At 27.3% G+C, this 22,872-nt stretch carries 14 protein-coding genes; 4 read left to right on the forward strand and 10 right to left on the reverse strand.

From position 1 onward, the window contains the following. Positions 1-194: 194 nt before the first annotated feature. The 10 genes from A0083_RS04460 to tssM all read right to left on the reverse strand — a co-directional run bounded on the left by A0083_RS04460 (position 195) and on the right by tssM (position 16,911). Positions 195-1,007: a hypothetical protein gene (locus tag A0083_RS04460; RefSeq protein ID WP_197552410.1), complete on the reverse strand. Its 813-nt coding sequence runs from the start codon at positions 1,005-1,007 to the stop codon at positions 195-197. An 86-nt stretch (positions 1,008-1,093) separates the two neighbouring features. Further along, positions 1,094-2,407 (reverse strand): hypothetical protein, encoded by a 1,314-nt coding sequence (locus A0083_RS04465; RefSeq protein ID WP_197552418.1) that lies wholly within the window; start codon positions 2,405-2,407, stop codon positions 1,094-1,096. A gap of 18 nt (positions 2,408-2,425) precedes the next feature. Further along, positions 2,426-6,142: a hypothetical protein gene (locus A0083_RS04470; RefSeq protein WP_197552420.1), complete on the reverse strand. Its 3,717-nt coding sequence runs from the start codon at positions 6,140-6,142 to the stop codon at positions 2,426-2,428. Positions 6,143-6,161: 19 nt separating this feature from the next. Continuing rightward, positions 6,162-6,902, reverse strand: coding sequence for a hypothetical protein (locus A0083_RS04475; protein ID WP_197552422.1), 741 nt, complete (start codon positions 6,900-6,902; stop codon positions 6,162-6,164). Positions 6,903-6,910: 8 nt separating this feature from the next. After that, complete coding sequence (locus tag A0083_RS08110; RefSeq protein ID WP_232087542.1) at positions 6,911-10,924, reverse strand: hypothetical protein; 4,014 nt, start codon at positions 10,922-10,924, stop codon at positions 6,911-6,913. Further along, positions 10,924-11,370, reverse strand: coding sequence for a tRNA 2-selenouridine synthase (locus A0083_RS04485; RefSeq protein WP_197554551.1), 447 nt, complete (start codon positions 11,368-11,370; stop codon positions 10,924-10,926). Before A0083_RS04485 ends, A0083_RS08110 begins: the two co-directional genes overlap by 1 nt. A gap of 379 nt (positions 11,371-11,749) precedes the next feature. Then, a complete protein-coding gene (locus A0083_RS04490; protein WP_332089112.1) occupies positions 11,750-12,172 on the reverse strand; it encodes a tRNA 2-selenouridine synthase in 423 nt (140 codons plus the stop codon). 73 nt (positions 12,173-12,245) lie between these two features. Further along, entirely contained in the window at positions 12,246-12,407 is a 162-nt protein-coding gene (locus A0083_RS04495) for a hypothetical protein (RefSeq protein ID WP_197552424.1), read from the reverse strand. 69 nt (positions 12,408-12,476) lie between these two features. Next, the gene (locus A0083_RS04500; protein WP_197552426.1) at positions 12,477-13,379 is read right to left on the reverse strand and encodes a hypothetical protein; all 903 of its coding nucleotides are present in this window, start codon (positions 13,377-13,379) and stop codon (positions 12,477-12,479) included. Further along, positions 13,369-16,911, reverse strand: a complete 3,543-nt coding sequence (tssM, locus tag A0083_RS04505; RefSeq protein WP_197552428.1) for a type VI secretion system membrane subunit TssM — start codon at positions 16,909-16,911, stop codon at positions 13,369-13,371. Before tssM ends, A0083_RS04500 begins: the two co-directional genes overlap by 11 nt. Before the next feature lie 147 nt (positions 16,912-17,058). Here tssM and A0083_RS04510 point away from each other — a divergent pair, with 147 nt between their 5' ends. The 4 genes from A0083_RS04510 (at position 17,059) to A0083_RS04525 (ending at position 22,864) form a co-directional block, all read left to right on the forward strand. After that, a complete protein-coding gene (locus A0083_RS04510; RefSeq protein WP_039663843.1) occupies positions 17,059-17,574 on the forward strand; it encodes an Hcp family type VI secretion system effector in 516 nt (171 codons plus the stop codon). Positions 17,575-17,689: 115 nt separating this feature from the next. Beyond that, positions 17,690-20,155: a type VI secretion system Vgr family protein gene (locus A0083_RS08115; protein WP_232087544.1), complete on the forward strand. Its 2,466-nt coding sequence runs from the start codon at positions 17,690-17,692 to the stop codon at positions 20,153-20,155. Positions 20,156-20,208: 53 nt separating this feature from the next. Next, positions 20,209-21,168, forward strand: a complete 960-nt coding sequence (locus A0083_RS04520; RefSeq protein WP_197552430.1) for an ankyrin repeat domain-containing protein — start codon at positions 20,209-20,211, stop codon at positions 21,166-21,168. Further along, positions 21,161-22,864 carry a putative toxin gene (locus tag A0083_RS04525; RefSeq protein ID WP_197552432.1) on the forward strand — a complete coding sequence of 568 codons (1,704 nt, stop codon included), beginning with the start codon at positions 21,161-21,163 and terminating at the stop codon, positions 22,862-22,864. Before A0083_RS04520 ends, A0083_RS04525 begins: the two co-directional genes overlap by 8 nt. The last annotated feature ends 8 nt before the right edge of the window (positions 22,865-22,872 follow it).

Consider the following 22,872-nt stretch of genomic DNA (forward strand, 5'->3'; position numbering starts at 1 on the left):
ATCAAGCATAGCATAACTAGCATCTTATATTAGCATAGTCTTTGATTTGAGAGATAAGTTCTTTAGGATTCATCAGTAACTTTGTCCTGTATATTTTTCATCACTTTTTATAAATTATAACAATAAAATATAACACATAAGCAAAAAACACTTTACTATGATTAACAAACCACACCTACTACTTACTACCTTCCCTACTTCAACCTCACATTCATGATCACATTAGATAAAAATATACTATCTTGTTTAAAGTCTTTTGAGTTATATGCATTTTTTGATTGTATAGTTTGTATTAAAGTTGAAAGATTGTATAAACTTAAACCCTCTAATATATTTATAAGTTCTATCTTGCTTAAAGTATTAAAATCATTTAATAGTCTAAGATAATTACTTATAATAGAAGAAGAATTGATATTATGAAATACAATTTTATTTTTTATATCTTCTTTAATAAAAAATTGATTATTTTTTATATAAAAATAAGTTTTAAGATGATGATTACTTAATATTTGATTATAAAAACTTAAAAGGCTTTCTTTGTTATTTAAGTCTATAAAATTTAAAAATATATTTTCTTTTAATAATGCTTCTTGTAGTTGTTTTAAGTTTTTAAAAGCTTGATTTATACTAGAAAGATTTTCCAAAGCATAAATGGTGTTATCATCTTTAGAAATTGTTCTATTAATGTTATATTGTAATAAAGGATTTTTATAAAGTGTATCACTATTGATTAAGATATTGATATAAAAAGATTCTTTTATATCAGTGTGCTTTTTAATATGTAAAAATTCTAAAATATTTAAAAAAGCATTAGGTATGTAAAATTGATCTAAACTAAGTTGTAAAAAATGATTCATATTATACATAGAAAAAATATCATTATCTTTAATCAAATCATCTTTATTTAGATTAAATAACATAACTCCACCAAAACCTAATAAGCTTAAATTTTTTAAATTCTCTAAAGCTTTTCTTTTTTCTAAATCAATTTGAAGTATTTTTTGCATTGTTTTTCCTTTCTTTAATTAACCTATACATAAACCATCTTCTATAATGATAGTGGTAGCTAGTATAGTTATGAAATTCATTATTTTTACTCTTTTATATTATGTTCTTTAGCATAAGCTTGTATTTTAGCTCGAAGTTCTTGCGGAAAATTATATCTATATATGGCAGGAATTCTTGGATTAAGTTTAGCGTCTAATTTGTGTTTTTTATAAATAAATTCTAAATATTCTGGTATATAATAATAAGGTGCATTAGGATAGCCTTGTGGAGGAGTTAGGGCTGCAAGTTTGGCTTCTAAAATAAGAGAATTCATATATAGTTTTGCTTCTTCTTTAGTCCAATCATTGGGAATATCTAACTCATATCTATCCCTATAGCTTCCTATAGCACCTCTAGTGGAAGTATGAAATTCCCACCTACTCTCTGGAGTAGAATCTATATCCCTTGGATCTTTTATTTTACCTTTTTTAACCCTATCCCCTAAAGCACGAATAATGTAACCTTGACTATCAATAACTATATTATTTTCATTTGTGGCTATAGTTTTATTCACATCAATAATCCAGTCCACTCCTATAAGTTCATCTAAGAAAGGAAGCATACCAAATTCATCATAAGGAGGATTTTTAGAAAAATCTTTTAGCATTTTCTCTCTTAAAGCATTAGTATGGCCTCCACCTGCTAAGGCTACAGAAGAAGAATAAGTGCTAAGTTGGTGTTCTAAAGAAGGTTGATATCCTAGTTGTGCTGCTAGAAATAATGCTTGATAAGCTCTAGTAGTAAATCCTGTTTTCCATAATCCTCCTCCACCTTTTGCAAAGCCTTTTATATCTCCTAGTATCCCTGCTGCTAATTCCCATTCACTCATAAATAAATATCCATTACTTAAATGAGCTAAGCCTCTATTGCTTTCTACTTTTTTATAAAGTTCTTTATAATCTTCATTGATTAATTTTCCTTTTTCATCTACATTAGTATAAGCTTCATAAGGTATATCTATAACAGTACTTCTTAATCCACTTCTTATAACTAAATACTTATATCTTTCTCTTTTAGTTTTTAAAGATTTATAATAAGCTTTTTCTGCTTTAGTCCAAGGAGCTATGCTTCCTTTAATAGGATCTTTTAGATAAATACTTTGCCAATCTTTAAACTCAAGCAAAGTAGAACTTTGTCCTGTGTAAAGATTAGGATCTAAATATCTGGGTTGATAGTCTTTATAGGGGGAGTTTTTTAATATACGATCAGCTTTGAAAACCGCTTTAGAATATTCTTGGGTGTATTTGCCTGTGGGCTTGGAGCTCTTATTGAAATATATTTTATTTGTAAGTTTATTTACCTCTAATTCTGCTGTATTGGGAACTAGCACCTTATAAATATCTTTATTATTATCACTCATTGTTTTTCCTTTCTTTAATTAACCTATACATAAACCATTTTTCATAATGATAGTAGTGGCTAGTCTACCTATCATTTTTGGTGGTTGCTCTGTAATATTAGTTTCCAATTCTTCCAATTCATCTAGTTTGTCTAATTTATTTTTACCTTCTTTATCTTTTTTTATCCCCACATATAAAGCCTTAATATTATTTTGCCCTATGGTATCTAAAGCCCTTAAGAAATTTCTATGTTTTAAAGGATCAGGGGTGTTGTTTGTTGCTTTAGTGTTAAATACATCATTATCCATATCTTCTAAATAATCCATACATTGATGATAAGCATCTATAGGATTTAAAGAATTTTCGCTCAAACCATTATCACAGCTTCTTTTATACTCTTCATACAAAGCCCTTTTTGCTTCATCGTTGTTAATAGCTTGTAGTTTTTGGTTATATTTTTGTATGTTTTCTTTTTGAGTTTTACTAAGACAATCAGAGATTAAAAAATCTTCTTCATGCTTTAGTTTTAAAAGCCTTGGTTTTATAGCTAAATCATGTAAATAAGAATAGGTATTAAAAAAGTCTATATCTTCTATGGTTTTTAAATCACTAGTTTTTGATCTTAATTCATCTAAACATAAATACGCAAAAAGTTTGTTTAAAAGATAATTTCTTACCCTTTTTGTGCCACCTACATCTTTATGGTAAATAAATAAAGCTTCTTTCTCTCCCAAACCTCCTGTTTGTAGCTTCCCCCCTGTAAACATAGAAGTAAAATTAAAAGAAATAAAAGTATTATTAATAAACATAGGATAAGAGATAAATCCTTCTTGTGTATTTGTAGGTTTTTTTGCTAAAACATAAGGAGGATTATATTTATGAGCAAAATTTAAAAATTGCAATCTTTCGTGTTCTTTTTTACTTTGTTCATATGCGGTAATCCATAATTGATTAATCAAATCTGTAATAACTGCTTGAGGTAAAGATATGAAAGATTCTTTGGCAATACTACGAATATTTTTTAAAGTAAAATTAAATTTATATTGAAAAATTTGTTTTTTGCTGATATTTGTTATATCTTTAAAACCATCACGATTTTTTAACTCTTTAAAGCTTGGATCATCTACTAGCATAATAGCTTCGTATTTGTTTTTATTTTTTTGCATATAGCAAAGTTCTAATAAAGCTATTTTATTTAGTCTTTTAAGTCTTTTGTTAAATTGTTCTTGATTTTGTATTTTAACCTTTTTCATTTGAATACTTGAATTCATCATCAAAAACAACAAATAACTTATACCTATACTTTCATAAAAAGCTTTTTGTGCTTTAAGGGTTAAAAAATTAAGAATGGTTTTACTAAGCAATTTAGCAAATTTAAATTCATCTGCTCTTAAAAAATCTGCAAAAGGAAAGAATTTATCTATAAAAACATCCATCATAGCCACTATAGTTTTTTGCGGATTATAAGGAATTTTATTTATATTATTTTTTTCTATATCTTTTATCAATTCATCAAGTTCATCATCGATTTTCTTGTTTGATATTTTCTCTTTTTCAATCAATGCGTTTATTTGTTTTAGATTATACTCCACTGCTTCATCTTGGGTTTGATGATTTTCACTTTGAGGCTCTATTAGGGAAGATAAAAACTGTCTATCTTCCTCATCACTAATTTCATGATCTTTTAATTGCTCTAAAGAATCCACAAATTCTTCTATACAAAAAATTTCATTTTTTGCGAGTTTAACCTTTTGTTGTTTTGAAAAACATAGGGGAATTTTTTCTTCATTTATATTTAAAAAGACATTGGTAGGAAGTATATCAATACTTTCTTCCTCTTCTATTTGTATACTTTCACAATTTGAAAACAATTTCCACCAAGCTTGGAAATCAGTTTGAATAAAAGAATAAAAATGTTTTATCGTATAATAAGTTAAAGCAAGTAAAATCACATCTGTGATAGTAAATACATTTTTCTTTACAAAACTCTCTCCTTTGTATACCACACCTGTGTAAGTACCTATTTTAGGCTGTGCAATATGGGTGATGCTATCTACATAAGTTCTTATGCATTCTATGCCTTCTTGAAAGTATTGCTTTTGTTTTTCTAAGAAAGTTTTTTTATTATTTGCTTGATAAAAAATAGATTGCAAATAATGATAATTATATATTTTATTGATATTGCTAGGATTTTTTATAAAATTCATATATTGAGATATATTTTCTAGATTGTCATCTGTAATATCTTTAAATAACTCTTCTTTTTCTTTTACTGTATCTTTAAAGCCTTGATAAGTTTGATAATTTAAACGAATAAAAGGACTTAAAGAAAGCACAAAGGCATCTTTTTCATTATCAATAATATCGATTTTATATTTACTATAATCTATCATTGCATCGTAGTCTTTTGGAGCTTTGATTAAAATATCATTTTGTGTTTCATCTTCTATGGTATCTGGATAAATGATGGTATTTTCAAAAATTTCTTCTGTGAGCTTTTGATGAAGTCCTGCATTATATTTTTGTGGAGCATTTGTAATGATAAGAAAATTTTTTGCATAATAAGATTCATTTTTTTCACTCTTTAAATCTTTTATGATTTGAGCTAGTGTAATAGAGTTAAAATACGGACTTTCTATATAGCTTAGTCTGTTTTGATCTAGGGACATTTGTTTTTTAAGTGCCTCTTTAATAGAATATCTACTATGCAATATTAATTCTTCTTTGGGGTTTTGGGTAATGAGCTTTAAGAATTTTTTATTGTGAAAATCTTTAAAAATTTCTTCGTTTGATTGAAGATAAATTGCAAGATCTTGCTTATGATATGCTGGTGATTGATTCCTTATTGTCCCAAAGCCTGAAAAATCAAAAAGAATTTTATTATCTATAATCAAAGTATAATGATCAATTTTGTTTTCAAAAAGAGTAAAAATATAACCAATATCACTTATGAGTAGTTGCACAATAGCATTATAAATAGCATAAGAGTATTTATCTTCACTCCACTTTGAAATTTCTTTATAAGCTTTTATCAACTCAAAAGCACTATCACTAATAACTAGCAATGGCTGTGTTTTTGTTAAAAAACTTTTCAATCTAAAGATATTGACAATACCAAGAAAAGCATTAATGATTTTCTTATATACAAGATTATAACCTTCTGCATGAATATCTTTAATATTTTGTATTAATTCATTAAAGACAAGCTCTATTTGTTCATTTAGTTTATACTCGTTTAATTTTTGATATTCATCGAATGATTTTAGTTTTTGAAGTATAGGGATTTTTAATTTCTCATTAATGCAAATGATTAAAGAATTAATATTTTTACTCTCTTTTTCTAGCTTTTGTGTCATAGCTTCTGAAATAGTTTGATTTTCAGATTTTTCCAAGGCTTTTACAAAATCATCTAAAATGCTTGTCATATCGCAAGATAAAGGAGTGATAGTAAGATTTGGGAGATTATTACTAAACTTATTAGAATCAGTAAATTTTTCATAAGAATAATCATAAATTTGAACTTTTTTTCCTTCATAAGCAGATATTTTAAGAGTATCATATAAGTATTTATCTAAACTATAATAACAATCCTTAGCGATATCATAATCTGTTAGTGCTAAATTCAGTATATTTTTTCTTGAAAAATTATTACAATATAAAACTATATTTTTAGCTTGTTTGCAATATTTATCTATCAAGTTTTTAAGATTGTTTTGATGATAAATATAATGGCAAGCAAATTCTTTGTTTTTCATTATCTGCCTTTAAATAAAATCATCTATTAATCTCTCCAATCCACCTTATAATATTACCTTTATCATCAATTTCTACTTCTAGATCTTTGTATTTGTTGTAAAATTTAGGAGCTAAGATTTCTTTGAAGTATTTTGTGCCTTTGGGGGTTGTTGCTACCCAGATATTGTATTGTGACCAATATTGTGGTGTATCCCAAGAAGTAGGAGAAAACATTGTGCTGCATCCATCTACAATAACATCATCATTCAAATTTCTTTCAAATCTTTCTTTATAAAAGAAATTATCTCTAAAATATATCCAAGCTTGATACTTATCTTCTTTATAATAAGATAAGTTTGAGGGATAATCTATTTTATTTCTATCTTCATCACAATAAGATCCAAAATCTATATATCCTGCTAGAAAAAGCTGCCCTAAAACATTAATATATTCACTTATATAGGTAGGTTTGGGTGTATTTAAAGAAGGAGTGTTGTTAAGACTACCAATATTATAAAATTGAATGATATTTGCATCTATTTCATGTCTTGCAAAAAATTCATCATCAATAAGTTTTAATAATAAATATTCAAATGCTAAGAGAATATCTGTTTTTGTTGTGTATCTTAAATATTCTAAAAGTAAATCCATTTCAGAAAAATATGATTTATTATTTAATACTTTACTTAAATTTTCATAACTTTTATATCCTATATCATCTTTTTCTTTATAAGAAAAAATAGGATTACCCATTGCATATATTACTTTTATTCTTTTCACTTTTATTCCTATGGTTTAATATGAATAGTTTTATTGAGCTTTGGATTTTTACCATAAATATTTATTGCTTCTCCCCCGCTTCCAGAACCCGTTCTGTATATAATATCAATTCCATCGTTCAATTTATATCTTATCAATTTTTCTTGCGTAATTTGTCCTGTTTTATGATTTTTTATAGGAATATATTTTTCTTCTAACTTTGTAGCATTTTTTATTAATTTTTGCCACAGCTCATCTAATTCTTTTTTATTTTTTAAAAGGCGAATATTCCCACTACTACCTTTTTGTAGTTTTTCAATAATTTTCACTACTTCTTGTCGTGTTAAACCACTATTAAGTCTACTTGTAATTTTAAACATTGAATGTAAACCTCTTAAAGCCGGAACAAATGTATAACTCACATCTTCTAAAGGTTTATCATTGAGTTCTAATTGACTAGGAAATATTATCTCAATAAACTCTCCACTACCATCTTGTGTTTGTATTCTTATCACATTATCAGGGATGAGTTCTTGAGTATTGTTATAATTTTCATTAATGTGGGTTTGTGTGGTATTTATACCATCTTTTATATTATCACTTGTGAGCATATCTTTATCATTTGCCTTAAAATAATCCTTAGTTAAAATATTAAACGAACATACACCTTCATCATCAAGCCACTCATCTAAACCTTTGGCAATTTCAAACTCAATCTTTTGCATTTTAGCAGGGGTTAAAAAAAATCTATAATGTAGAATATTTTCTTTTTCTCGATAATCTTGATGATATTCAAAAAGCTCTTTAAAATACCCTGCTCCTAAATCTTGACATTCAGATTCTTTATAAGCACTTTTATAAACTTTAGCAATGTTTTTTGGAATAATAAAGATTAATTTTAACAAATGCACACCAAGTGTAATTTTACACTCTTTAAAGTCATAGTTTTTACTAAAGTCTTGTTTAAGAGTATTTAGTATATTGACATCATTTAAATCAAATAAATCGTTTTTAGATAGTTCTAATCGATCTAAACCTTGTTCGTTTTGATATAAAGTATCATTTAGATATAAATTAGTGATTAAAAGATTATCTTTTTGATATTTATGCTCTTTATAATACATTCTCAACTTAGGCTCTTTTAGCTTTGTTTGGTTTTTGCTTTGTTTTGCTAAGCCTTCCTTAGGATTAAAACTATGATCAAATTTAAACTTAGTAGGTACAAAGCTTACTTTTAAAGGATATCCTTTATCTGTGACACAAGCTGAGATGAGTTCTTGTAAGATTACATATTCATCATTGACTTTCTTTTGAGATAAAGAGCCTTTAACATCTACCACCTTAGTACAAGGATAACTTACCTTTCCCATGGTATTAGGACAACCACTTATGCTAGAATTAAGCAAATCACTTTCTAGCATAATAGGCACACCATCATCTTTAAAAGTTTTTCCTTTGTTTGATTGAAGCGTTACCTTGCCCCCATGGATACATTCTAGGTTTTGATTTTCTAAAAGGGCATGGAGCTTAGCTATAGCTTGTTTTTTATTTATTTGTATGGTTTTTTGTTCTTTTAAAGTGTTTGAAATTAAATCTTTATACTCTAAGCTTTGCTTGCTTAAACATTCTAATTTGATGTTTAAAGAATTTTCTATAATAGAATAATTAAGCAAGTAAAGTTCATCATTTTTATAAAAGATGCTAAGTTTTCCTTTGCCACTATTTTCATCTTTAGGAGAAAAATAATAACTAGGTGTATCTTGTTTTATAGTATTATCTTGATCTAATTCTCCAAAGTAAAAGGGATTATTAGGAAGTTCAGCAGAGCCTGTAAGAAGAGTGGAGTTTAAAAAGATATAAGCTTGGTAGTTTTGGAGTTCTTCGACTGCAACACCTACTTTAGTAGCCACTCTTTTATAAATCTCATCACAGTCGATCAAATCCCTACAATTAGCAAAAATAAAAACTTCTTCTTTTGGTAAATTAACAAATATAGTCGAACTTGAGGAATTAAATTTTACTTTTGTTTTAATGGGTTGGTTTTTATTAAGATAATAGCTTGTGCAATTATTTTCATAAATCAAATTAATCATTTGCTTTTTTCTAGCTTGAAAAAAATCTAAATCATTTTTCAAGCTAAGACATTTAAAGCACTCAGAGTTATAATTTAAGATTTTCCCTATATTATCTTCTGTAAGTATTTTTTGATTATTTTTATCTTTAACAATAAAAGGCAACCACTTATAAACTGCTTCAGCATGATCTAAATCTTGCTTTAAATCCTTATTAGATAATTTTTCCAATATAGATTTATCCAGCATTTTTATATAAATTTGCATAGCTTCTAAAACCAAAAAAGAATCAGGAATAACAAATTTATTTATATTTTTATATTCACTTACATAAAACAATTCTTGTGTATCTTTATAGATAAGATTAAATTCTTTCTTGTTATATACGCTATTTTTACACAAGTTATCAAAAATTTTATCCAATACCACACTAATATAATTTTGATTTTCATCTTGGATATCTACATGATCTTCCAATAAAAGCTTATTTTTTTCACTTAAGTCGATTAAATTTTGCGCATAAGAATTTAAATAATCCATAGCACAAGCAATATCCTCTTTAAATTCATTGATATTTTCATTATTTTTTACTAAATGTTCATAAAAATAACTCGCCCAAACTATATTATACATAAAATGGCTAGTTAGTAAATAGTTTTTTTCAAGCTCTCCTATATGAATTAAATGCAACTTGTCTGTATTTTTATAATCAAACTTATCTTTAATGCTTAAGCCATATTTATAACCCAAATCAGCTATCACAGATCGTGAGGACTCTAATGCTTGTCTATATTCTCGTGAAAAATCTTCTTTATCAGGGATAGGTTTAGCTATAGTTTCTATATGATGTATTTCTATACTTGTTTTACCTCTACTTGCTTGTTTTATATTTAAGGCACATTCATCAAGTCTTTTTTGATCTATCTGCCCTTGCGAATTTTTACATTCTTTGATCAAACCATCGGTTCCATTTTCCACATTTAAAACTTTAGAGCAATTATCTAAAGTCTTTCTAGTCATACCAAAACCAAAAAGCTTTTTAATCCCTTTAATGAGTAATTTAAAAACAACCCTAATAACTCTAATAAAAATATTTACAAAACTTGCTATAACACCTTCTATACCAGCTCCATTATAAGTATAAAGTTTTTGAATATATTTTTTTTGTCCAAAGATACAAAAACATTGAGCTAAATGTCCTCCTAAAGAATGTCCTACAACATCTATTTTAAAATCATCACTCCCATGCTTTTCTCTAATGACTTTTAAAACTTTATCACTATAATTCATCAAAGACACCACTTGTGGAATTCCAAGCCTCAAAGCAATAAAACCATCTGTAAAAAATGCATCTTTTAATAGCTGTGTTCCACCTGTTTCAGTGCCACGAAAAGCCAAGATATAAGTATTATCATTTTTACTTGTGTCTTTAAAAACAGTATGAGAATAACCACTGATGTTGGTGTTTTTTACATGATCTATAACTTCATAACGAGATACAAAATTTTTAGTGCGTGGACTAAGATGATGTCTGAAATTATCAGGATATTCTTTTTGTTCTTTAAAATTTAAAGCTAATAGATTTTTTTGATCTTTTGCTTCTTTGTCTTCTTTGTTTCTATAAATAAAGCTTTGAGCTTTATTTCCAATAACTTGATCCTCATCTAAAGCTTCATTGTCTTTTCTAGGTTTTTTAAAGACAAGATCAGCAGAAAATCTAGCTTCTATAATGGTAGCATAAGCTGTAGGATCTCCTATTTTCTTATTACCTCTAGACAGCTTTGTTTCATTCTCTTTGCTTATCTCATACCCTAACTTTATCCCATCTGCATAAAGCCACAAAGGAGGAGTAAAAGCACTATCAAAAAAACCTTTTTCATCATTCTCATCGATTAAATCAAGCATAGCATAACTAGCATCTGCTATATCAGCATAGTCTTTGATTTGAGAGATAAGTTCTTTAGGATTCATCAGTAACTTTGTCCTGTATATTTTTCATCACTTTTTATAAATTTATTATTAGTAAAATAATGAAAAGATCCTCCTCCTGCACTTTTACGACTAATGCTAGAAAAGCTAAATCCTCTTCCTTCATCTCCAAACAATCCATAGCTTTTTACTTTATAATCTATCATAGTAGCAAAAACAACAGGATATTTTTTACCCTTACATACATAATAAGTTGTCATACCCAAATAAGGTCTTAATTTTTTATAGTTTTCTTCACCCATATATGCTTTAAATTGATCTTCATAGTATGCAAATTCGGGTTTATCTTTGAAACCAAAATTAGCTTTACCTTTATATCTATAATCACTACGATAATATTTACAACCATTAGAAAGGACTTGAGGGAATTTTTTTTCTACATCATACTTTTTAATATTAGCTCTTAACTCTTCATCAGAAGCAGATATATTATTAATCCATTGATTATATTCTTTTATCTTTCTTTCATTTTCCAATATCTCTTCTCTTATTTTTTTATCAAAGATATAAATTCCACCATAATTACTTGCAAGAGTTTCTAGTTCACTTGCTTTATTTTCTTTAAAAGCACATGCACTTAAAGATACTAAAGAAAACAAGCTTAGAATTATCATTGTGATTTTCATTTAATACTCCTTTTTAAAGTATATTATTTCAAATACCTTAGTATAAGTAAAATTTAGTTTTTATATTAACATATCATGAAAAACCTTTTTCATCATTCTCATCGATTAAATCAAGCATAGCATAACTAGCATCTTATATTAGCATAGTCTTTGATTTGAGAGATAAGTTCTTTAGGATTCATCAGTAACTTTGTCCTGTATATTTTTCATCACTTTTTATAAATTTATTATTAGTAAAATAATGAAAAGATCCTCCTCCTGCACTTTTACGACTAATGCTAGAAAAGCTAAATCCTCTTCCTTCATCTCCAAACAATCCATAGCTTTTTACTTTATAATCTATCATAGTAGCAAAAACAACAGGATATTTTTTACCCTTACATACATAATAAGTTGTCATACCCAAATAAGGTCTTAATTTTTTATAGTTTTCTTCACCCATATATGCTTTAAATTGATCTTCATAGTATGCAAATTCGGGTTTATCTTTGAAACCAAAATTAGCTTTACCTTTATATCTATAATCACTACGATAATATTTACAACCATTAGAAAGGACTTGAGGAAGCAATTTATCAATAGCTTCAGAATCTATCGTATAAATTAACTCTCCTGATTTTAATTGACCCGCTTTAGTTCTAAATTTATCAGTATCTTCCAACTCTCTTCTTTTTCTTTCATTTTCCAATATCTCTTCTCTTATTTTTTTTATCAAAGATATAAATTCCACCATAATTACTTGCAAGAGTTTCTAGTTCACTTGCTTTATTTTCTTTAAAAGCACATGCACTTAAAGATACTAAAGAAAATAAGCTTAGAATTATCATTGTGATTTTCATTTGATACTCCTTTTTAAAATTTACCTTTAAAAAATCATCTTTGCTTATTTAAATACATCTTTAAAAAAGCTATTTGTCTTTGTATTTATCCAAAGACAGTAAAGTCAAATTTTCGAATATATTTTGATCATTCTTGATGATATTTTGCAAGGCATTTTGCAAATAATTCATGAAAATATCCTCATCCATCTCTTTAAATACAGGTGAATACAATTCTTTAGTGATTAAACTTAATACAACAAGATTAATTAACTTGGTATCTTTAACAAGTGGGATTTTTGAAATAACTGTTTGAAAATCATCTATATTTAATTTTTGAAAACTATCGCCTAATATTGTTTTTTTGCGATTTTGTGATAACTCATTTTGTAATTTATCTAACATTTTTCCTATATTTTCATAAGTAAAGTCTAAATTTACAGAAGAACTAGATTCTGCAATAACTTTAGAATTTTTAATATTATTATCCTCTATAAAACTATAATCTATTTTTGTTTCAATAAGCTCTTTAATATCTTCTTTTGCTTTAAAATCCAAACCATCTATTTTTCCTCGAGGTTTTAACTCTATTTCATCCATCTGAGTATGTTTTTCTATTTCTTTTATTTCTTTAGTTTGTTTTAGAGACTCTTGTTTAATTTCTTTTGAATCAACAAAACGCAACTCAATGAAACCTAGCTTTAAAACATCTCCTTTGTTAACAATGATCTCATAGCCATCATCTAGTCTAGAAAAAGAATTATTATAAAAAATATCGCTGCCTTCCACAGGTGAAATAGTAAAAAAGCCTTCTTCAAAAGCAACTTTCATATGTCTTTCTTCGATGGAGTTATGTTTATCTTGCACCCAAAACAAGCACTCAGGACTTGATCCAACAAGCCCACCAGCTTCATCAAATACACACGCTACTGTTTTTGTTGTGTTTTCTTCGACATTTTCAATTATCAATCCTATAGTTTCTTTATCTATCATTTTGAGCCCTTGTTATATTTTCTACGATTTTAAAATCACTTAGTATTTTAATTATATTATTAATATCTGAATTATTATTGTTAAGCTTAAAATCAAAATACATTTTTTTATTACCATCAAATAAAACACTGTAAGATGAATTTAAATTTTTACTTTCTTGTAGTAGTCTATACCAAGCCCATTCACCCTTGTAAGATTTTGTATAGTTTGCATTAGCATCTAAATAAGAATACGCAGTAAAATCAAAGCTAGTCCCGTTATTAAATTCATCAGTAATGACATCTAATTTTGTATGTAATGTATGATCATATATAATAGACTTATCATTGTATTTAACCTTTACAAATGAAAAATCAGCGCTCAAATCAAGGCTTTGTAAAGTAAAGCGCACTCTCATTACATCATTTGCATTTAACATCAACTCTGATAAATTACCAGCCTTGGTAATAAAATCTAAAAAATCTTTAGAAAAAGTTAATCTTGAGCTAAATTTAGAATTAATAGAATAAACATTTTTTCTTTTCGTTAAAACACTTGTTAGGTATTTTTCGTAAAATTTATTTAAAATTCCGTTCTTACCAAAGAAATTTTTAAAAGAATCCATGCTCAAATCTTGCGAACTTAATAAATTAAAAGGGTAAAAAGGCGCTATTTCGTTAACAAATGGAGCATAGACCTCATTCAGCCAAACAGTATTAAATAAAGAAATTCCGTGGTTTTCTACTATATTCCATGCATATAAAGAAAGAGTTGAATAATATTTTTCCAATTCACTTGGTAAATTTTTGATGTTTTGCCCAAGAGAACTAAAAGGATCACTAGAATCCTTACTATCACTTAAAGCATATTTTATTTTCTCTTCAATAGTTTGAGAATTATTTGTACTAAAATCAGTTATTTTTTTGTGAATATTTAACAAATCTGCATTTATCAACTCCATAGTTTTTTGATGACTTCCAACATCCAAACCTACCGCAGTGGCACCTGTGTTTAAAATAGAATTTTGTTCTATAATTTTATGATACGCATCAAATGCACTTGTAATACCCATAAAACTTGTTTTTATCTCAGCAGCATTGATACCAAGATTATACGCCTGAGTTAACAAAGTGGCATCATTAAGATTGGTATTTACACTGACAATTTTTATAAAATTCATTAAAGGGTTTTCTTTTTTAGATAATATACTAAGCTCATTTAACATAGAACTTTTAGAAATAAATTTTTTAGGCGCAAGTGAATTTAAAATTTCTTGCCATTTGTTTTGATACTGACTTAAATAAATTTTTATAATCCCCATAGCCATATTACTTCTATTTTCAGTATTTGACATATCATTCAAAATCCACGAATCAATTTCCATGGCTTTGTCTATTTTTGCATTTAATGTCTGCAAGAAATCAACCATACCTCTTTTAGTGTAAATCTCATCGATATTATCGATCCTAATAGATTCTGAAAATACATTATTAGCTGCAAAGCCTAGTTCATTTTTAAAACTGTATGTTGTATTTTTCTTATCTAGATTAATAAAATTTAACAAAGTATATATTCTTTGAATTTTTGCCATATTGTATAATTTTTCAATAGATAAATTAATCGAAGTCTCATCTTCTTGAGAAGAACTTAGGTCAATTTTTTGAAGTTCATCGATGCCAGATAAAAAATTCTCTTTAGAAATTTTATATTTTTCCAAAAAATTCCAATTTTCATTAATCCATGTTTTCAACAAATTTTTATCAAGATATTTTTGTTCGAACAATGACTTATAAACATATAAAGTTTTAATTAAATTTTCATAATTATCATCTGTTTGTAATATTATTTCCATTTCTTTTAATAGAGTATTTTTTAACACATCTTCACTGATTCTATAATATAAATTTTGCGCTTTTTCAAAACCTTTATAAGCTATATTCAAACCAAGATATTCGGTTATACTTGACTTTTCAACCAATTGCGGATACACGCTTAATATATTTCTCAAATCAACTAGTAATTTTGCTTTTTCCTCTATGCCCATCATAGAATAATCTTGTATATTTTCCAATAAAAGCGAAAGGTTATTATAGACACTTTGGGATATCTTTTTCTCTTGCTCGCTTTTAAGAATAACATATGATGATATAGAATAAGTCACACAAACCAAAAGCAGTATTAACCCCACAAGCGACATCTTCTTATAAAAGCTTTTAATTTTACTTAGCGATGAATCCTTAAAAACGATATCTTCAAGCAAAGATTGAACAAAGTAACTTTGCTTATTAAAAGATGGTTTTGCCTGAGCTAATGGTTTTTTTATATTATACTTTTCACAGATTGTATCAAGTACAAAATTTCTTGGAACATTTTCTTGATAAGCACTCACATAATACATGCCTCTTAAAATTGAACTGTTTTTCAATATATTTTCATTTTGTAATTGCACAATAAATTCTTTACTTAGTGCAAATAAATTATCTAATTGCTTTAAAAACAAATAAATTTTATTTTTTTCTTCTATGGTGTATATAGAAGAATTTTTATCAACAAAATGCAAAAATAACGATTGGCTTATTTCTTCCAAAGATCGTTGAACATCCTCATCTTTAAAACCCTCTATAAAGCTTATACCAAAAGCTTTTCTAGGAATTTTCTCACTAAAAGTATCAAAAAATTCTTTCATGCCTTCTATTAAATCCAACTTCGAAAAAACCACGTAAATAGGCAATTGAACACCTAAGATCTTTTCACACTCATGCACTCTTTTTGTTAAATAGCGAATTAGATTGTTAGCATACTCTTTTGGATTTTCCAAAAACATTTTGGTATCAACTACCAAAACAACACCATTTAACTTACTATGAAAATAATTCTTATTTAAAAATCTTAAAAAATTTTGCCAAATACTTTTTTTGATTAAAAAATCTTTATTTTTTTCTATATCATCCTCAGGCAATTCATCACTACTGTTTGGATGAAAAAAATCTTCCTGGGAAAAATAATTCCCTTCGGTATCAAGCAAAGCACCTCTTTTAGAAACGTATAAACTAAAATTACTAGTAGACTTATGCATTTTTTTATATGATTCCAAACTATCACTTAAAGGATATTCTATGTCAGAGTAATTTATAAAAGTGCTTTTACCCGCCCCTTCTTTACCTATAATAATGACAAGTGGTAGATTTTTAGTATTGATATCTTTCTTCCATGTTTGCTGTGCATCTTTTAATGCAATAAAAAAATTCCTTTTCGCTTTATACAAAAATTCATTTGCTTCTTTTTTGATTTCTTTAAGCTTTATCCTTTTATCATCTTTAAGAGATTTTATAAAATTACTTAAAGGCTTCAAAAGAAAAAATAAAAAAATACAACACCAAAATACAAAAATTATCCCAAATCTTAGATAAGGATTACTAAAAACATAAATTTCATTAAATGCAAACAAAGATCCATAAGACCAAAAAAATAAACTCAAAACACCCAAGACAACAAGTATCAATGTAGTTATAAAAATTCTTGATTTTAAAATTTGTATAATTTTTTGAAACATGGTTTTTCCTAAATAAATAATTGTAACTTTAAATTTAAATAAATTTACTCTGCTTATTAATTTTATATTATTTTTACTTATTTTGTATTAAAATATAAAAAACTTTTGATACAAACACAAAGTTAATCTTATTTAAAAAGGAAAAACATGGCACAACCAGCATACATCAAGATCGAAGGATCAACTCAAGGACTTATTTCAAGTGGCGCTTCTACAGAAGCAAGTATAGGAAATCGTTATCAGGCTGGACACGAAGATGAGATTATGGCTCAAGAAATTTCTCATATCGTAACAGTTCCGGTTGATCAACAAAGCGGACAACCATCAGGACAAAGAGTTCACAAACCTTTTACTTTCACTTGTTCTTTAAACAAAGCCGTTCCATTGCTTTATAATGCACTAACAAAAGGCGAAAGACTTCCAAGTGTTGAAGTACATTGGTTTAGAACATCAACAAGTGGAGGACAAGAGCATTTCTTCACAACTAAACTAGAAGATGCCATTATTACAGATATTACTTTAATAATGCCAAACGCACAAGAAGCAAGTAACCATGACAAAACAGAGCTTTTTAAAGTATCTTTAAATTACAGAAAAGTTATTTGGGAGCATACAGCAGCTGGGACAAGCGGAAGTGATGATTGGAGAGAAGCAAACTCTTAATTTCTTCAAAAGCCCGTTGTTTAAACAATGGGCTTTTTTAGATAATTTATAAACTTTTATCACTTTCATTAAAAACACCCCAATAAACTCCTACACCAAAAACAAAGGTTTTTTAATGAATACAAACAACTCTTATCTTAACTTAAAAATTAACAAACTTGATTTTAAAATCACAAAAGCCATTATAAAAGAAAGCTTAGATCAGATCTTCTTATGTGAATGCGAAGGTTTTTATGAAAATATCCATGATGATATTTTTAGTGGTAATGATGAATTTGATCCTAGCATGCTTATTGATAAAGAAGCTTCACTTATAATCAACAATCCTTATGAAAACAAAAAATTAGATTTTTCAACCGATACTGACATGATATATAATGGCGTAATATCTTATGTTGAATACTTAGGCATTAATCAAAACAGTGCAAATAATATCGCAAAAGAAAACTTTAAACAATTAAATCATAAGCACTTTTTTAAGTTTAACCTACACTCTCCTTTAATTAGACTTGATTTTAATAAAGCAAATCGTATCTACACACATACAAATATAATAGAAGCGATCAAGCAAACTTTGGCTTATTATAACACCAAACTAAACAAAAACATTGATTTTTCTAATATTCATCATACATATGAAACTAAAGAATTGATTTCTCAATACAATGAAAGTGATTTAGAATTTATCACAAGATTAGCGCATAATCATGGTATTTATTTTTATGAGGATAAAGACAGTATCTATTTTTATGATTTTTATACTCATAAAGGTAAAATTAAAAATGTAACTTTTAACCCTAACATCAACAACCATCTTAATGAGGCTTGTATTTATGCACTCAATAAAGAAAAACAAATACAAACCAATGCTTTTACTCACTCTAGTAATAACTCCAAACAACCTTTAAGCTTATATTCCTTAAGCGCCAAAGAACAAAATGCTAATATACACTATAACGAGCATTCTTATGAAAGTGAATATTCTTTTACACAAGATATCAATCTAAAACAATCCCCTACTCTTAAAGAAAAAAGAAGCACTATGCTTAATAATATACTAAAAGCAAAAAGCAATATTTATCATCTTAGCTTAAATGAAAGTATTAAAATTAACATTCAAAAAGAAAACACTCAAGAGTATGCCATCATAGCCAAAGAACAAATTTTAATTGATGATGCTATTTTAGCCAATACTATCAATACTAATGATAATTTAAACATCAAAGACTTAAACCTAAGCAAATCTTACACAAATAACCTAACCCTACTTCCATCTTTTTTAACCTTTACACCTAGTTTTAAATTTAAACCAAAACCTCCAATTAATACCATAGGTATGGTGATAGGAGAAGATTCTAATATAGAAAACCAAAGAAACACCATATATACAGATGAATATGGAAGAGTAAAAGTAAGGATTAATCTTTATGCTAATCAAGAAGAATTAGACAATAAAGCAAATATCTATCATCATAGCCCATTCTTAAGAGTAGCTAGCCCTATAGCAAGCAATCATTCAGGTTTTTACCATACACCTAGAATTGGAGATGAAGTTATTATTTCATTTTTAGATGATGATATAGATAAACCTTTTATCAGTGGGAGTTTGTATAATGGGGTGAACTCTATGCCACAATACAACTACCCAAGATACAAAAGAGAGATCGCTGAACAAACACTAAATTATCTAAGTGCTATACCTATGTACAACAAAGGCTTAGATGAGCTTAAATTACAAGAAAATACAGATTATAACCTAAATTATAAAAATGAGCATTATTTAACTATATCTAATTCCACTATAGGAAAAAATAACGCCGATGCAAAAGCAAGAAATGAAATCACTTTAAAAAATGATATAGACAAGGAAGAATTTTACATTCTAGCACAAAAAGATTATAAAGAAGAAATAGGCAACAACTATGAGCAAACCATAAAAAATAACAAAACCTCAGAAGTGGGAGCTTTATATACTGAATTTATTACCTTAGGGCATATGCAAAATATCATAGGTTTTAAAAATGTCAATGTAGGTGCGCAGTATCTAGAAAACACCTTGCTTTCTAAAGACACCAATGTGGGTTTAAATAATACTTTGAATGTAGGAATTAGCAATGAAGTCAATATCGGACAAAATCATGAAGAAAAAATAGGAAATGATAAAAGAGTAATCATCGACAATAATCTAGAGCAAGATATCAAAAATGATTTTATCCAAAGAATAGGACATAATAAAAATGAAACCATAAAAGGTTCTTACGTGCTTCAAACCAATCAAAGTATAAAATTTCACTCCAAAAAAGATCTAAGCATAGAAACAAATGAGTATTTCAAAGCTGAAGCTGATGATTCCATAAGCTTTAAAGCTAAAAACGATTGCTCCTTTACAGCTGATAATGTAAATACTTTGGCAAATCAAGAAAGTACTTTAGTAGCACAAGAACAAATCATCTCTCAAGTAGGTGAAAATACCACCATTACGCAAACAAAAGATAAAATCATACTTCAAGTAGGAAAAATGCAAGTAATTATAGATGATAAAGGTTTAAGGGTAAAAGGAGGTGATTTAAGAGCGGATTAAAAGCAATTTTCTTGAATTAAAACTAAAATTACAAAAAAACTAAAGGAAAAACAATGAAAACATTAGAAGATATCAAAGCTATGAGTTTTGAAAAAAAAATGCAAATTCAAAAACAATTATTTGATTTTATTAGTAATAATGACTTAGAAAATGTTAAAAATCTTTTAAAAGATTATCCTATAAAAGAAAGCTTTTATGAGGCGCATTTTACATACCATCATAATAATGAAGATTATGAGTTATCTTTATTTGATCCGGCAGCAAGCTTATTAAGAGCTGCATATGCTTGCGAAGAAAATAATAATGATTTTTCTATTTTAGATTATTTATTTGATGAGTATGGTTTAAGTTTAAAAGATCCTAAATATAATTTTGCTTTTCCCGACATGAAATATATCAAAGAAGCTAATGAAAAATACATCTTAATGAAAGAAGTAGAAGGCGAGCCTAATATTTACAAAAAAGCTCTAATCTACGCATATATACTAGGTACTAAAAACCCAAATTCTCAAATCATACAATATCTAGTCAATCGTGGAGCTAAATTTGAAGTGCATGATGAAGGATTTTCCGGTAGGACTCCTATGCATTTTTGGGTTATGCAAAATAATTATGAATTATTAGAGCTAGCTATTAAAGGAGGAGCTAATGTAGATACACAAACCCGACTTATTCAAGAGAGTGAATACAATGAAACCCTTTTATTTGAAGCTGTAAAAGAACCTGAAACTTATAGGGTTACAAAGCTTTTAATCGAACTAGGAGCTAATGTAAATTTTGCTACCCCAAGAACTCCTTTAGATGATGCAAGAGGATCTAGAAATAAAAAGCTTTTAAAAGATGCAGGAGCAATGACTTCAAATGAAATTAGAAAAAAATATAATTTACCAGCATATGATGATTCTCATTGTGAAATTGATGGAAAAACTGACTTTGACTTATTAGGTAAATATCGTGATGAATGCTCTAAGCTTTTAAACGATGCCATAAAAAAGGCTAAAGAAAGTGAATAAAGGAATAGAAATTAACTTTACTGATGTCAATTTTCATATCAAAGAATTTCAAAAGGTTTATATACTAGAAAATTGCAAATTGTATTTTTACAGTCCTTTTCATTTGCAAACACAAAATGGAAAAGAAGTGAAAAAAAAGGGTGAGTCCGAAGTTTATCTTATAGACGAGGATGAAAAAACTATAGGCATTGATAAAACTTCAGAGCAAAACCAAATAAAAACAAGAGAAGAAGCAAGAGATAAAATAATAAAGGATAAAAAAGCATTATTTAGCAACGATGAATATGGAAATAATACAATCAATGCTTATTTTGATAAGAAGAATATTAACACGCTAAATGATGCCTATAAAGAAAGAAAAGATAAACCTTTATCAAGAAATACTGAAAATTTTAAAGACTATGATGTATTTTACGATGTTTATACAAGTAAAGATAATGATATCAAAAGCTTAAATGAAGAGTTAAAATATAACGATGGCTTTGAAGTAAAAGATGGTATAGCTAAAGTTGAAGCAGATTTTTTTGATAAATGTCTAAAAGAAAAAAAATATATTTTAATACCAAGATTAGTATCTTTAGATAAAAATGAAACATTACACTTTGATCCTGTGCCTTTAGAAGATAAGGGCTTTGTAGTGACTGATTTTAGAATGGGAAAAAAGGGAAAGAAAAATATAGATTTAAGCTTTCAAAGAAGCATAGCTAAAATAAAAAATCCTAATTTAACTTTGCAAAGTCCTAAAGAATTCCTACAAGCTTTGAATGAAAATAGAGATTTAACAGAAGATGATAAAAAAGAGCAAGCACAAGCTATTCAAGAAGCTTGCGAAAAAAAAGCAGATGAGATGACTAAAATCTTGCTTAAAGAGGATAAAAGTTTAAAAGATATTATTACAAATAAGCAAGAATTAAAGAAAAAAATTAGCAGATTGCAAGATAATCAAAACAAATCACCTAAAGAACTAAGCCTACTAGGTAGACTTGAATTTTTACAAAGAAATCAAGATAAAGCTAAAAAACATAAAAGCATTATAAAAGATCTTCAAAACCCTCAACAAGCTAGCAATGGCAAGCAAAATGGTGTTAAAAATGCAGATCCTTTAGATATGATGGCAACAAACAACACCACCCCAAACCAAGAAGAACAAAAAAATGAAAATATCAATTCTAAAGACATAGGAGATGCAGGAGAATATGCTGCTTCTATGCTTTTTACTAAAAGATCAACTAGGTATTTATCTAATAGAAGAAAACTAGATGCTAATTTTAACACTCATAGTTTTAATCACGCCATACCTGATTTTTTAGTAACGCTAAATGATTACCCTACTTTAATAGAGGTCAAAAATGTCAAAGATCAAGCTTTAACAGAACAAATAAGCTTTGAACTAAAACTTGCTAGAGAATATGAACTTGATTATTTATTTTTATGTAATCATTACACAAAATTAATAGATAATATAACTAATCTAGAGATATTTAATAAAGACAATAAAAACCATAAAGGATCAAGAAGTGGTTTTATCTACCATAGGCATTTCCACAGGAGTATAAAAACAGTTTTTAAAGAAATGTATCTACATCACATAAAAGGAGCAACACCTAATAAAATCATGATAAAAAGATTAAATTTAAATGACCCTGTTCATATAGAAGAGGAATTAAACAAAAACAAACAAATACAAAAAAACTAAAGGAAAAA

It is taken from the genome of Campylobacter sp. 2014D-0216 (assembly GCF_014931215.1).
Lineage (GTDB): Bacteria > Campylobacterota > Campylobacteria > Campylobacterales > Campylobacteraceae > Campylobacter_D.